The organism is Arthrobacter sp. TJ-270 (assembly GCF_058269075.1).
This window is the reverse complement of the sequence record NZ_JBZCNB010000005.1, coordinates 130051-143480: the sequence shown is the minus strand read 5'-3', so window position 1 is coordinate 143480 and position 13430 is coordinate 130051. Positions and strand designations below refer to the sequence as shown.

The following is a 13430-nucleotide window of genomic DNA, read 5'->3' as shown; positions in this document are numbered from 1 at the left end:
TGGAGGCTTCCGGACCGCGGGTGTGTCCGACGGGCAAGGGATGGCAGACTCGACCCCATGCGTGAACTCGTGATCCTAGGCACCGCCTCCCAGGTTCCCACCCGGACACGCAACCACAACGGTTACTTGCTCCGCTGGGACGGCGAGGGCTTGCTCTTCGACCCGGGTGAGGGCACACAGCGGCAGATGACCTACGCCGGCGTCGGCGCTTCGAGCATCACCCGCATCTGTTTGACCCACCTCCACGGCGACCACTGCCTCGGCCTCCCCGGGGTCCTGTCGCGCATGGTGCTCGACGGCGTAACCCACCCGGTACACCTCCACTACCCTGCGTCCGGGGAAGAGTCGCTCCGCGCGCTGGTTTCGCTGGCGACACCGGGCCTCGACCTGCGATTCAGGCCGCATGGCTCGGCCGGTACCATCGCTGACGGCCTGGAAGTGCAACCGCTGCGGCACCGGATCGAGGCCTACGGCTACCGGTTGAGCGAGCCCCCGTCGCGCAGCCTGGTGCCGGATCGCCTCGCTCACGCCGGAATTTCAGGACCCGACGTCGGCCGTTTGCAGCGCGAAGGACGCATCGGCAACACCACGCTTGCGGACGTCAGTGTCCCGCGTCCGGGTCAGAGCTTCGCCTTCGTCATGGACACTGCGGAGTGCGAGGGTGCCGAGTCGCTGGCAGACAGCGCCGACGTACTCGTTGCGGAATCTACCTTCAGCAACGACGACGCCGGTCTTGCTGAGCAGTATCTGCACCTCACCGCCGGGCAGGCGGGCGCGCTGGCCGCTAACGGCAATGCGGGGACGTTGATCCTCACCCATTTTTCGTCGCGGTACCCGGATGTCGGCCTGCTGGCGGAGCAGGCAACGGCCGCCGTCGTCGGCACGCAGGTGATCGCGGCGAGCGACCTGGACCGAATCCCGTTCCCGAAGCGCCGCCGTGTCTCCTGAAGCAGGTCCTCAGGGCGAGTCAGAGGGCGCGGGCAGTTCGGCCAGAAGCTCGGGGCGCCGCTTGCCCAGTTCAGCGTTCAGGACGTCGAGAGCGTCGCGGACGGGGCCGTCGTCGTCCTCCTTTGCAAGCGCCAGACGAGCGCGGCGAAGAAAAGCATCACCGTCGTTATCGCCTGAGCGCAACTCCCGCAACGGTGCCAGCAGGGCGGCCCGGCGGAGCCAAGGATCCGAGCTCGACGCCCACCGGTCCAGCACCTCTTCGGCGTGGGCACACTCCGGCCCCGCCAGGCGCGCCGCCAGGGGTCCGACAACGTCGACCGCGATCGGGTCCACGAGCGCGTCCTTCCGGCTATCCCTCACATACCGCTCCAGCCGGGCGAGATCAGAGTCTCGAAGCAGCGCCACTTGGGTCTGCAGCAGCACGACGGCGGCAAGGCGCCTCTCGAACACCGGCTCAAACCACAGTTCAGCGCTCAAAAGGAGCACGTCCTGCCGATCCATGCCGCGATACTTGCGGACGGCGTCGCGCACGGTGCCGCGGACCGCGCCGACGGAGGACCCGTAATAGCGGAGTCCATCGTCGAGCGCGTTCAGTGCATCAGCCCGGTCCCAGGACGCCTCGCGCTGAAGCGCTGCGTCAATGAAATCAACTGCCCCGCTCAAGGCTTAGGAGCGGGGTGTTCCCGGGTCATTGGGATTTACTTCAGGACCATTCCCGGGGCCGCGCAAGTGCTTCTGCGCCGAACCCCGGGCGTCCTGGATCTTGTCCTGGTGCTTACCTTTGGTGGCCTTGTCTGCGGCGTCCGCCACACGGTCCACCACCTTGCTGCCCATCTGCTTTGCCTTCGGACTGTTGATCGCCTCCCGAACCTTCGGGTTTCGAGCGAGTTCCCGGGCAATCTTGCCGAGCGAGCCTAATCCAGCCATGACGCGGTACCTATCTTCGTAGTGATGTTCTGCCAATACCAACGTAGCCGCGCGGCAAATAATCCCCGGGTAGAGCTACTACCCGTGCGGGTTTATTTCTCGAACCGTTCCGGGCGGAAGGTAGCCAGCATAGGGTGCTTTTCGCCCGTCAGTATCTCCCCGGCCAGGAGCTCCCCTGCGATCAGACCAAGGGTGGCGCCCGAGTGGGTGAACGCAACGAAACACCCCGGGACCTTCTGCAGCTCACCGAAAACCGGCTCTCCATCGCCCGGGATAGGCTTGCGGCCGATCTGCCAGGAGGCCGCCTTGAGTTGCGGCGTCCCCTCGATCAATGCGGAGGCCTCGTCCGCGAGTTCCTGGACAACGGCTTCCGGGATGGAAAAGGTGCCGTCCGGATGCTCCGTGATCTGCTCCTCATACCAGTCGTGGTCAAGGGCAAGGGTGCTATCAGGGTTCGGGCGTACGGCGGCACGGGGCGTGTTCATCACAGCTCGAACTCCGTGTTCCGCCGGTTCAGTCAGTACAAGCATGGACACCGGCGAGGCGTCGTCGATGTGTACACCCAGGCCGGCGACGACCGCGGGCGTCTGGGGTCCGCATGCAACCAGAACGACGTCGGCTGCATAGGCCTCCCCGTCGGCCGCCGCAACACCTGCCGCCCGGCCCTGATCGTCCACGGTGACCGACACCTTACCGGCGTTGGTGACGAGGTCACCGCCCAATTCCTTGAACTCCTCCATCAGGAACTCGATGAGATGAGGCAAACTCACCCATCCTTCCCCCGGATTGAAGATGGATGCTGCTCCCGCAGTGGCGCTATTCACGTTGGGTGCGCAGCGGTTGAGCTGCTCAGGGGCGATGAGGTGGGAGTCGTAGCCCTGTGCCTTCTCGTACTTGTGGCGTTTCACCGTCGCTGCGCTGTTCGCTTCGATATCCCAGAACAGGCCACCGTCGAAGCGCAGCCAGTCGCGATCAGGATCGGAAGCAAACAGCGTGCGGTACCGGTCGATCCCGGCCAGGCGAAGGTCATGGTAGGGGCGGGACCGTTCCCCCGCCGAGTTCAGCCAGGACAGTGATCTACCGGAGGCCCCGCTGGCGAGTTCCCCCTCACTGAGCAAGACCACTGACGCACCGCCGCGAAGCAGGTGGACGGCTGTGGAGACTCCCAGGATGCCGCCACCGATGACGGCAACTCTCCGGGCAGGTGATTCCAGGGACATAGCAGCTCTCTTTCTCAAACTGACGGGCCTAAAGCAGGCCGTGGATTTCTTCAATAATTTTGAGGACGGAAACGGAGTCGGCCGGGTCTGCTGGCAGTTCCCCACCGTTACGGATAGCACCGGCCAGCAGCTCGTAATACTCGGGGTAATTGCCTCGCACGGTTGGGACGAACTGCTCCTTCTCCCCTGCGCCCAGCTCACCCCAGCGAGATTCGGGCTCAACCCCATAGTGGGGATCTGATGGTGAAAGCCCGCCGTCCAGTGCCGGCTCCTGTCCATCGAGACCCCATTTCGTGTAGGCCGAACGGGAACCGAGCACATGGAAGCGGGGAGCCGGGCGGGCCGCCAGTCCGTTCATCCATAAGCGGGAACGCACCCCGGACTCGTGGAGCAGCGACACGAAAGTGTCTTCATCCGCATCTGACACGCTGCTCGGCGAATGGCGTACGGCTTCCGCATGCAGGTCCTTAACCGGCCCGAACAGCACGACTGCCTGATCAATCAGGTGGCTTCCGAGGTCAAAGAGAATGCCGCCCCCCTCGGATATGCGGGCTTCGTCCTTCCAGCTTCGGAAACCTTCAGGCATCCACCATTCAAAGCGCGACTCGAACGTGCGCACATCGCCCAGGTGGCCGCCGTCGATCAGTCTGCGGACGGTGAGGAAATCACCGTCCCAGCGCCGGTTCTGGAAAACCGAGAGCACGACGCCGGCGTCACCCGCCTTCGTGATCAGCTCCTCGCCCTCGGCAGAAGTGGGGACGAACGGCTTGTCTACAACCACGTTCAAACCGCACGCTACTGCCTGCTCCGTCAGCGCATAGTGGTTGGCCGGCGGGGTTCCAAGCACGACCAGATCCAACTCATCGGTATGCGCGAACACATCCTCGGGGTTTGCGAGGATTTTGGTGCCCGGGTACAGGGTCTCCGCCTGGGCCGCGCGGTCGGGATTGCCTGTGACAATCACATCCAGCGAATAGTCGGGGTTCGCCGCAATCAGCGGCGCATGGAACACCCGACCTGATACCCCGAAACCGACGACGGCGGTGCGCAGGGGCTTTCCGGCTTCCACTAGAGCACCTCCGAGAGGAATCGCTGCAGCCTCGGGGACTGTGGCCGGTCGAACAGGTCCGCCGGTCGCCCGGCTTCAACAACCTCGCCTTCATCCATGAAGACCACCTGGTCAGCGACCTTGCGTGCGAAGCCCATCTCATGGGTGACGACGACCATGGTCATTCCCCGTTCGCCGAGACCCGCCATGAGGTTCAATACACCCTTGACGAGTTCGGGATCCAGCGCGGAGGTGACCTCATCGAAGAGCATGACCTCAGGCTCCATGGCGAGGGCGCGGGCGATCGCGACCCGCTGCTGCTGCCCACCGGAGAGGTCGCGGGGGCGATGGTCAGCCCGTTCGGCCAAACCAACTTCCTTCAGGCGCTCCGCGGCCAGTGCCCTGGCATCGGCTCTGGACATCCGCTTGACCTTCCACGGAGCAAGGGCAACATTTTCGAGTGCTGTGTGGTCGGGGAAGAGATTGAAGTGCTGGAAGACCATGCCGATGCGCAGGCGCAGCGCATCGGGCTTGTCCTTCAGCACGCTGGTCCCGCCCAGAAGGACGTCCCCGCTCTTAGGTTCGTGGAGACGGTTGATACCCCTGAGCAGCGTGGACTTTCCTGATCCGGAGGGCCCGATGATGCATGTTGTCGTTCCAGGGTCCACGGTGATGTTCACGTTGCGCAATACGTCGATATCGCCGTACGCCATGGACATTCCCCGCAACTCGAGGCTTGATCCGCGGAATGTCTTGGCTTCCGGAGTGGCGATGGCCTGGCCCATCGGTGTTGTCTGGTTCATCGTCCGCTCCCTGTGGTTGCGCTCTCGATTTCAGTTACTTCCTTCAGTCCGCTGGTGGGCGCAGCCGGACGACGGCGCCCGCCGGCCCGGAAGCGCTGGTCGAAGTAGTTCACGAGGTGGGTGAGTGGCACCGTGATAATGAGGTAGAACAGCCCCGCCATGACGAGAGGCGAGAGGTTGCCGGTGAGCACTGCTGCGTCCTGTCCCACCCGGAAGAGTTCCCGTTCGGATACGAGGAGGCCGAGGAAGTAGACCAGGGAGGAGTCCTTGATGATGGCGATGAACTGGTTCACCAAAGCCGGGAGGACCCTGCGTATGCCCTGGGGTACTACGACGAGTGCCATCGCGCGGCCATAACTCATGCCCAGTGCACGGCATGCTTCCAGCTGACCCCGTTCAACGCTTTGAATACCGGCGCGGAAGATCTCGCCGATGTAGGCGCTGGCAATCAGGCTGAGTGCGAGAATGCCCAAGGGGTATGGCGAGGGGCCGAATATCTCCTGGCTCATCCGTGCGAATCCCTGTCCGATCAGGAGAATCGTCAGGATGGCCGGCAGCCCGCGAAAAAGGTCGGTGTAGATGCGGGCAGGAATGCGCAACCATCGCGACTGCGATATGCCCATGATCGCGACCACCATTCCGAGCACAACGCCGATGATAGTGGCGCTGACAGAAATGATCAGGGTATTGATGAGCCCCACCTGAAGCAGTTGAGGCAACACTGCCATCATGGCTTCAAAGTCGAGGAACGTTCTTGCGAGGGTATCGAGCAGGTCCATTATTGGCTCTCAGTCGTCATACGGTTCGCTGCGCAGTACAAGATGTGCGCTGCGTCGGTCACTTGCCGGGAGTTTGCTCGGCTTCGGGCAGGTACTGCTCAGGCATAGGAGATCCCGGGAACCACTTCTGGTATAGCTCCTTCCAGGTCCCGTCTTCCATTGCGGCGGCCAGCGCTTCATTGAGGGCTGCCTGGAATTCTTCCTTCCCCTTTGCAATGGCGAAGCCGGCGGGGGCGTCGAAGGACGGAATGTCGGCTGCGCTGACCAGTCCGAACTTCTCCATGTAGTCCTTGGCTGCTTCATAATCGAGGAAGTGTGCGTCGACGGTGCCGCTGTTCACCGCGGAAATTGCGGTGTTGTTATCCGGGAAGCGCACCAAGTCGGTTTCGGTGAAGTTCTTGACCGCGTAGGCCTCCTGGAGCGTCCCCTGCACCACGCCCAGTCGCCGGCCCGCCAGCGCATCCTCGCCCGTAACTCCCGACCCTTCCGTGGTGATCACGGTGAGGTAGCCGGCAAGGTAGCCATCCGAGAAGTCGACCGTTTGCTTGCGTTCCTCGGTGATGCCGATTGCGGCAACGCCGACGTCGAACTGCTCGTTCGCCACGGCAGCGAGTAGGCCGGAGAAGTCCTGACCGGTGAAGACGACTTCCTCGATCCCGATACGTCCGGCTACATCCTCGAACAGTTCAACGTCGAACCCGGTGAATTGCCCCGACTCATCGGTGAAGGTGTACGGCTTGGCGTCACCGAGACTTGCAACCCGGATCTTCCCTGGTTCGATCAGCCCGTAGGGGTTGCTTTCGGCCGTGTCGGAAACTGCTTCGCTGGCGCAGCCTGTCATCACCAGAAGTGACAGCGCCGCTGCTGCCATTGCGACGGTGGGGCGGAACTTGGAACGGATATTCATCATTGATCCAATCTCTATCAGTGGGGTGCTAGTGGTGTGCCTCGTTTGCCGTACTTGTTGAGTCCGGTCTCAATCGCTAGGATGAGACCGGGCTCACAAAGGTTGATGAGGAATCTACGCGCACATCGAGAGATACGTCAACCCCCATCATTCGAAAGGCTGCATATGACGACCTCCAGTTCCCGGAAGCGGGACATCACCGTTGCCGACGTGGCCCGCGAAGCAAAAGTGTCGAAAGCGCAGGCGGCGAGGGCTCTCGGCGGTTACGGGGCTGTGAGCGAAGAGGTCAATTCACGGGTCCTGGCGGCGGCGGAGCAATTGGGTTACAGGCCCAACGAGCTTGCGCGCAGCATGAACACGGGAAGGTCCAACACCATCGGCGTTGTGGTCGGGGATATTGAGAACCCCCATTTCGGACTTGCCATGCGCGGCATTTCCGATGCCGCGAAACGGGCCGACTACGACGTCATCCTCATCAACACCGGCGAGGACCTGCAAGCCGAGATTGACGCAGTGCGGGTCCTGCAGGACAAGCGGGTGGACGGCCTGATTGTTGCACCCGCTTCCTCCTCCAGCACGCAGCACCTGCAACAGATCGTTGAGGCTGGCCGCCCGCTGGTGCTTTTTGACCGTTCAGCGCCCGGAGTCGACGTCGATATGATCGCTTCCGATGTCGAGCAGGCCGCTTACGATGCTGCAAAACTCCTCATCAACCGCGGTCATGAGCGCATAGCCTATATATCGGCGCTCGAGACCGGAGGTGCCGAGTATCAAAGCGGCAGAGCGCTGGAATCTTCAGCGGTCGGCGAGCGCATTAGCGGCACCCGGCGGGCCTTCAATGAAGCCGGGGTTCCGTTTCACGATTCCTTCATCCGACTGGGCGCCAACACCACAGAAAGCGTCCAGTCAATCCTCAGTGACCTGCTGTCCAGTGGCGAGAGAACAACGGCGATTGTTGCCTCTGACAGCCTCGTCGCACTGAGTGTTCTGGAGATACTGCGCTCCATGGACGTGAGAATCCCTGAGGATCTTTCCTTCGTGATGTACGACGATTTTCCTTGGACCCGGCTGGTTACGCCGCCGCTGACTGTGGTTTCGCAGCCGGTCTACGAACTTGGGCAGGCAGCGGCCACCACGCTGCTGCACCGCATCCGCGGCGTTGCTCCACCGGTCCTGCCTGTGTTTCCCGCCACCCTGATCGAGAGGGAATCGGTGGGAGCGCCCTCCCTCTCTGCATTCGCGTCGTAACACGCTGACCCACCCGGTATGCCGTTCGTCACAGATCGCCCCCAGAAGTTATCCGCAGCCCGGGCGGCGGATATCCTAGCTGCATCACCGCACCCAACCTGCCGACGTCGAAGTCGTCCGGATCAGCGCGGAAACCGAGCCACTGAACCTGCCGCACTCCCGTTCTGGAAGCCAGCGGCAAACGCCGGAACAACCGGCGAGAGAGAGGACCTGATCATCGTGGATCATAACCCTTTAGTCACCCGCGACACCTGGATGAGCCGGGAGGCACTGGCCGAAGGGATGATTCCCGTCATCGGCCGTCTGTACCGCGAAAACAACGTGGTCACCAGCATCCACGGGCGCAGCCTGATCAACAAGTCCACCATGGGCATCCTCAAGGCGCACCGCTTCGCGCGCCGCATGAGCAAGGAAGAGCTGCTCCTCGAAGAGACTGCTCCCCTGCTGCGCATCCTCGCCGACCTGGAGTTGGGAGCCGCGTCCATTGATGTCGCCCGCCTCAGCCAGAAGTACAAGGCCGACGGCGGTGACGCCTCCCTGGAAGAGTTCCTCCGGGCGGAGCTGGCCGACGTCGTCGGGAAGCGCGGCGCGGATGCGCGGACGAGCACCGACGTCGTTCTCTATGGTTTCGGCCGCATCGGCCGCCTGGTGGCCCGGCTGCTCATCGAGAAGGCAGGCGGCGGGCACGGTCTCTGCCTGCGAGCGATCGTGGTGCGCAAGGGCGCCGATAATGACCTCATGAAGCGCGGAAGCCTGCTGCGGCGCGACTCGGTGCACGGGTCCTTTGAGGGCAGCATCCAGGTGGACGAGGAAACCAACACCATCACCGCCAACGGCGTGCGGATCCAGGTCATCTACTCGAATGACCCGGCAACCATCGACTACACCGCGTACGGCATCAACAACGCGCTCGTCGTGGACAACACCGGCCGCTGGCGTGACGAGGAAGGCCTCAGCCAGCACCTGCAGAGCAAGGGCGTTGCCAAGGTACTGCTGACGGCGCCGGGTAAGGGCTCGCTGAAGAACATCGTCCACGGCATCAACCACACGGATATCACCGCCGATGACCGTATTGTCACCGCCGCGTCCTGCACCACCAACGCCATTACCCCGGTGCTCAAGGCGATCAATGACGAGTTCGGCGTCGTGCACGGGCACGTCGAGACCGTTCACTCGTTCACCAATGACCAGAACCTCATCGACAACTTCCACAAGGGCGACCGCCGCGGCCGCTCGGCTGCGCTCAACATGGTCATCACCGAGACGGGTGCCGCAAAGGCCGTCGCGAAGGCGTTGCCTGAACTGCAGGGCAAGCTCACCGGCAGTTCCATCCGCGTACCCACCCCGGATGTGTCGATCGCGATCCTCAACCTGTCCCTCGAGAGCGGGACGACCAAGGACGATGTCAACGACTACCTCCGCGAAATGTCGCTGCACTCCGTGCTGCGCAAGCAACTGGATTACATCGACTCCCCCGACGTCGTCTCCACCGACTTCGTGGGCTCACGCCGCTCAGGAACCATCGACGGTCTCGCAACCATCTGCAATGACAACAACCTCGTACTCTACGTCTGGTACGACAACGAGTTCGGTTACAGCTGCCAGGTAGTGCGCGTCATGGAGGAGATGGCCGGAGTCAATCCGCCGTCGTTCCCGGCGAAGGAAGCCATTCCGACGGCGGAGCTTGCCTCCATCCGCTAATCCTCGAAAAGAGGCCCCCGCTCGCCCGCAAGCGAGCCTATACTTTCGCCATGGGAACGGCCCTTCTGTTCGGGGTGGTCGCGTCGACGCCGCTGATCATCGGTTCACTCATCGGCGTCCGCTTCAAGCTGCCGAAGCGGGTTCTCGCGATCATGCTGTCTTTCGCTGCGGGTTCCTTGATCACGGCACTCGCCTTCGAACTGTTCCAGGACGCCTACGAACGCGGCGGGATTATGCTGGCGGCGGTGGGCCTCTTCACCGGTGCCCTTGTCTTCACGGTGCTGAGCGCGTTGCTGGACAAGTGGGCGCAGCCCGGAGGGAAGGACACTCCCTCCGACGAGTATCAGGGCAGTGCGAAGCTCGATACCGACGCGGCCGCCGAGGATGAAAAGTCATCCGCCGTGTCAACCCGCGGCGCTGCCGGTCTCGCGCTACTGGCCGCTGTCACGCTGGACGGAGTACCGGAGAACGTAGCCCTCGGCGTTGCGCTCGGCGGGGGCACCGGCGGGCTGGCGCTCCTCGCGGCCATCTTCGTGTCCAACCTGCCCGAGGCACTTGTCGGCTCCGCCTCCATGCAGAGTCAGGGGATGCCAAAGGGGCGCATTGTCGGCCTCTGGTCGGCCTGCGCCGTACTGCTGGTCGCCGCCGTCGTGATCGGAGCCGGCCCGCTTTCCGGTGCCACCGAGCAGACGATCTCGCTCCCTCTGGCCTTCGCGGCCGGCGCCGTGATCGCGTCTCTCGCGGACACCCTTATGCCGGAGGCCTACGAGCACGGAGGACCCGCAGTCGCCATGAGCACTGCGGCAGGCTTCGTCCTCGCGTTCGTTCTGTCGCTCATGTAGGAGCGGCCGCCCTATAGTCGAACAATGGAACAACGCACACTTGGCAGAACACAACGCAACGTCTCGACCGTCGGTCTGGGAACATGGCAGCTGGGAGCGGACTGGGGAGACGTCCGGCCCGAGGACGCCCTCGCGGTCCTTGAGGCCGCCGCCGACGCCGGAGTGAACTTCTTCGACACAGCGGACGTTTACGGTGACGGCCGGAGCGAACAAACTATCGGGAACTTCCTGAAGGCAAACCCAGGCCTCGACATCACGGTGGCCACCAAAATGGGCCGCCGGGTCGACCAGGTGCCCGAAAACTACACCCTCAAGAACTTCAGGGAATGGACCGACCGCTCCCGCCGCAACCTGCAGCAGGACACCCTGGACCTTGTCCAGCTGCACTGCCCGCCGACGGCTGTGTACTCCTCATCCGAAGTGTATGACGCCCTTGACACCCTTGTGTCCGAAGGGGCCATTGCCAATTACGGAGTCAGCGTTGAAAGGACGGACGAAGCCCTCGAAGCGATCCGCCGCGGCAACACCGCCACCGTGCAGATCATTCTCAACGCGTTCCGGCTCAAGCCTCTCGATGAAGTACTTCCCGCCGCAAAGCAAGCCGGAATCGGCATCATCGCCAGGGTGCCGCTGGCCTCGGGCCTGCTGTCCGGCAAGTACACCAGGAACACGGAATTCCCGGAAAACGACCACCGCAACTACAACCGCACGGGTGCAGCGTTCGACGTCGGTGAGACTTTCTCCGGCGTGGACTTCGAGACTGGCCTGGCAGCCGCGGACGAGTTCACGTCGTTGGTGCCAGACGGCGGGAGCACCGCCCAGGCCGCACTTGCCTGGATTATCGCCCAGGACGGCGTCACCACAGTCATTCCCGGAGCCCGGTCCGCTGCTCAGGCGCGGGCGAACGCGGAAGCAGCGGGGCAGTTGGACCTTGGCAAGAACATCGGGTCTGGTGTACAGGACATCTACAACCGCTACTTCCGGGAAGCGGTCCACCCTCGCTGGTAGCAGGCCTCGACGGAGCTCGGCCACCGTCCTAGTGTTGAAATTCCAGGGACGCGATCGGAAAGGACATTCACCATGGATAAGCTCAGTGAAGTTCGCGAAGGGATGGACGTCTTCGATGCCGCCGGCAAAAAGGTCGGCACGGTGAAGGAAGTAAAGATGGGCGACCCGGAGGCGGTCACTCCGCAGGGCCAATCCGAGGAACGCCCCGGGATCGTCAATTTCTTCTCTGGTGCCTTCTCCTCCGAGGACGTCGATGAGGAACGTAGCCAACGTCTGCTCAGGCTCGGCTACGTGGAGGTGGACGGGACCGGTATCGGCAACCACTTCTACGAGGAAGCCGACTCCGTGGAAAGCATCGACGAGGAAGGCGTTCACCTCAACGTCACGCGGGGCTAGCCAGCGCAAATAAGCGTCATAAGAGAGCAGGACCGTGGGAACAATTCCACGGTCCTGCTCCTTTCAGGCGGCCACTCCTACCCGGTGAATAGTGCGGTGACCCTGGTGAGGGTCTGGAAGATTCCATAGGCCAGCGGCAAACCCACGAGTGCCCATACAACGACCAGGCGAGCCTTGCTTATTTCCATTTCATGCCTCCAGTGCAGGTTCTTCGGTGGTGGTCTTCGACGGCTCATGGAAACGGGAGTCCACGGGCTTGATCATCAGGTTCGCTATGAAGCCAATGATCAGCAGGCCGACCATGGTCAGCAGTGCCGGCTGATAATCGGATGCGACAAGCTGCCCGGGCGTACCCCTTGCATCGAGGATCCCGTTCACGATCAGTGGCCCTGCAACACCGGCAGCCGACCAGGCGGTCAGGAGGCGGCCGTGGATGGCACCGACCTGGTACGTACCGAAGAGGTCGCGAAGGTACGCGGGAACAGTTGCAAAGCCGCCGCCGTAGAAGGAGATGATCACGAATGCCAGCAGAACGTAAAGCGCAGTGGTGGAGGAACCCGCGAGGGCCAGCACCGTGTACAGCACGGCACCGACGCCGAGGAAAACCATGTAGATACGCTTGCGTCCGATGATGTCCGACGTGCTGGACCATACGAAACGGCCGGCCATGTTGCCGATCGACAGCAGACCTACGAAGCCGCCCGCCACCGCTACCGAAACAGCGCTGATGCCATCGGGCTGGCGGAAGAAGTCCTGAATCATGGGGGCGGCCTGCTCGAGGATGCCGATCCCGGCGGTGACGTTGCAGAACAGCACAATCCAGATCAGCCAGAACTGCTTTGTCCGGATCGCGTTCTTGGCCGAGACATTGTCACTGGTGACCAGCGGCTTGGATTTCAGGGTGCTCGGATCGAAACCGTCCGGGCGCCAGTCCGCGGCAGGTACCTTGATGGTGAATGCCCCGAAGACCATGTAGACCAGGTAGATCACCGCGAGGGTCACGAAGAGCATGGAGACCGCGGCCCCACTGGCCACCCAGCCTTCAGCGCCCGAATTCGGGTCATACGTCCTCAGCAACTGGGTGGACAGCGGGCTGGCGATCAGCGCACCGCCGCCGAAGCCCATGATCGCCATACCGGTGGCAAGCCCCGGCCTGTCAGGGAACCACTTGATCAAAGTCGAGACGGGTGAGATATACCCGATCCCCAAGCCGATTCCGCCAATGACTCCGTACCCGAGGTACACCAACCAGAGCTGGTTCGTGGAGATACCGAGGGCTGCCACCAGGAAGCCGCTGACCCAGAACAGGGCAGAGGTGAACATGGCCTTGCGCGGGCCGTTCTTGTCCACCCACGTCCCCATCAGCGCCGCGGACAGGCCGAGCATCACGATGGCGATGGAGAAGATGACGCCGATTTCGGTCAGGCTTGCATCGAAGTGTTCGACGAGCGCTGTCTTGTAGACGCTGGTGGCATAGGCCTGGCCGATGCACAAATGCACGGCGAGTGCTGCGGGCGGAATCAGCCAGCGGTTGAATCCGGGTGGAGCGATTGTGTGTTCCCTGTCGAGCCAACTCATGAGCTGAACGCCTTTCCCTCTATTT

General features: G+C 62.8%; 15 protein-coding genes. 6 read left to right on the top strand and 9 right to left on the bottom strand.

The window, feature by feature from the left end:
* The first annotated feature begins 57 nt into the window (after window positions 1–57).
* Window positions 58–948: a ribonuclease Z gene (locus tag AC4D2M_RS11375; RefSeq protein ID WP_490891963.1), complete on the top strand. Its 891-nt coding sequence runs from the start codon at window positions 58–60 to the stop codon at window positions 946–948.
* A gap of 9 nt (window positions 949–957) precedes the next feature.
* Here AC4D2M_RS11375 and AC4D2M_RS11370 read toward each other — a convergent pair whose 3' ends face one another.
* From AC4D2M_RS11370 to AC4D2M_RS11340, 7 genes are all read right to left on the bottom strand, one after another.
* Window positions 958–1611 carry a DNA alkylation repair protein gene (locus tag AC4D2M_RS11370; protein ID WP_490891961.1) on the bottom strand — a complete coding sequence of 218 codons (654 nt, stop codon included), beginning with the start codon at window positions 1609–1611 and terminating at the stop codon, window positions 958–960.
* Between the two features lie 3 nt (window positions 1612–1614).
* On the bottom strand, window positions 1615–1875 hold the full coding sequence (locus AC4D2M_RS11365) for an antitoxin (RefSeq protein WP_490891959.1): 261 nt from the start codon (window positions 1873–1875) through the stop codon (window positions 1615–1617).
* A gap of 92 nt (window positions 1876–1967) precedes the next feature.
* Entirely contained in the window at window positions 1968–3095 is a 1128-nt protein-coding gene (locus tag AC4D2M_RS11360) for an NAD(P)/FAD-dependent oxidoreductase (protein WP_490891958.1), read from the bottom strand.
* A 28-nt stretch (window positions 3096–3123) separates the two neighbouring features.
* A complete protein-coding gene (locus AC4D2M_RS11355) occupies window positions 3124–4164 on the bottom strand; it encodes a Gfo/Idh/MocA family protein (RefSeq protein ID WP_490891956.1) in 1041 nt (346 codons plus the stop codon).
* Window positions 4164–4946 (bottom strand): amino acid ABC transporter ATP-binding protein, encoded by a 783-nt coding sequence (locus tag AC4D2M_RS11350; RefSeq protein ID WP_490891954.1) that lies wholly within the window; start codon window positions 4944–4946, stop codon window positions 4164–4166. Before AC4D2M_RS11350 ends, AC4D2M_RS11355 begins: the two co-directional genes overlap by 1 nt.
* Window positions 4943–5725, bottom strand: a complete 783-nt coding sequence (locus AC4D2M_RS11345) for an amino acid ABC transporter permease (protein ID WP_490891952.1) — start codon at window positions 5723–5725, stop codon at window positions 4943–4945. The genes AC4D2M_RS11350 and AC4D2M_RS11345 overlap by 4 nt, the downstream gene beginning before the upstream one ends.
* A 58-nt stretch (window positions 5726–5783) precedes the next feature.
* The gene (locus AC4D2M_RS11340; RefSeq protein WP_490892079.1) at window positions 5784–6632 is read right to left on the bottom strand and encodes an ABC transporter substrate-binding protein; all 849 of its coding nucleotides are present in this window, start codon (window positions 6630–6632) and stop codon (window positions 5784–5786) included.
* Between the two features lie 165 nt (window positions 6633–6797).
* Between AC4D2M_RS11340 and AC4D2M_RS11335 the strand changes: the two genes are divergently transcribed.
* The 5 genes from AC4D2M_RS11335 (at window position 6798) to AC4D2M_RS11315 (ending at window position 11827) form a co-directional block, all read left to right on the top strand.
* Window positions 6798–7880, top strand: a complete 1083-nt coding sequence (locus AC4D2M_RS11335; RefSeq protein ID WP_490891951.1) for a LacI family DNA-binding transcriptional regulator — start codon at window positions 6798–6800, stop codon at window positions 7878–7880.
* A 255-nt stretch (window positions 7881–8135) separates the two neighbouring features.
* Window positions 8136–9581: a glyceraldehyde-3-phosphate dehydrogenase gene (locus AC4D2M_RS11330; protein ID WP_490892078.1), complete on the top strand. Its 1446-nt coding sequence runs from the start codon at window positions 8136–8138 to the stop codon at window positions 9579–9581.
* A gap of 50 nt (window positions 9582–9631) precedes the next feature.
* Entirely contained in the window at window positions 9632–10423 is a 792-nt protein-coding gene (locus tag AC4D2M_RS11325) for a ZIP family metal transporter (RefSeq protein WP_490891950.1), read from the top strand.
* Window positions 10424–10447: 24 nt separating this feature from the next.
* Window positions 10448–11431 carry an aldo/keto reductase gene (locus AC4D2M_RS11320; protein WP_490891946.1) on the top strand — a complete coding sequence of 328 codons (984 nt, stop codon included), beginning with the start codon at window positions 10448–10450 and terminating at the stop codon, window positions 11429–11431.
* A gap of 72 nt (window positions 11432–11503) precedes the next feature.
* A complete protein-coding gene (locus AC4D2M_RS11315; RefSeq protein WP_490891945.1) occupies window positions 11504–11827 on the top strand; it encodes a hypothetical protein in 324 nt (107 codons plus the stop codon).
* 77 nt (window positions 11828–11904) lie between these two features.
* Here AC4D2M_RS11315 and AC4D2M_RS11310 read toward each other — a convergent pair whose 3' ends face one another.
* The gene (locus AC4D2M_RS11310) at window positions 11905–12015 is read right to left on the bottom strand and encodes an MFS transporter small subunit (protein WP_490891944.1); all 111 of its coding nucleotides are present in this window, start codon (window positions 12013–12015) and stop codon (window positions 11905–11907) included.
* A 1-nt stretch (window position 12016) separates the two neighbouring features.
* On the bottom strand, window positions 12017–13405 hold the full coding sequence (locus AC4D2M_RS11305) for an OFA family MFS transporter (protein WP_490891943.1): 1389 nt from the start codon (window positions 13403–13405) through the stop codon (window positions 12017–12019).
* Between the last annotated feature and the right edge of the window lie 25 nt (window positions 13406–13430).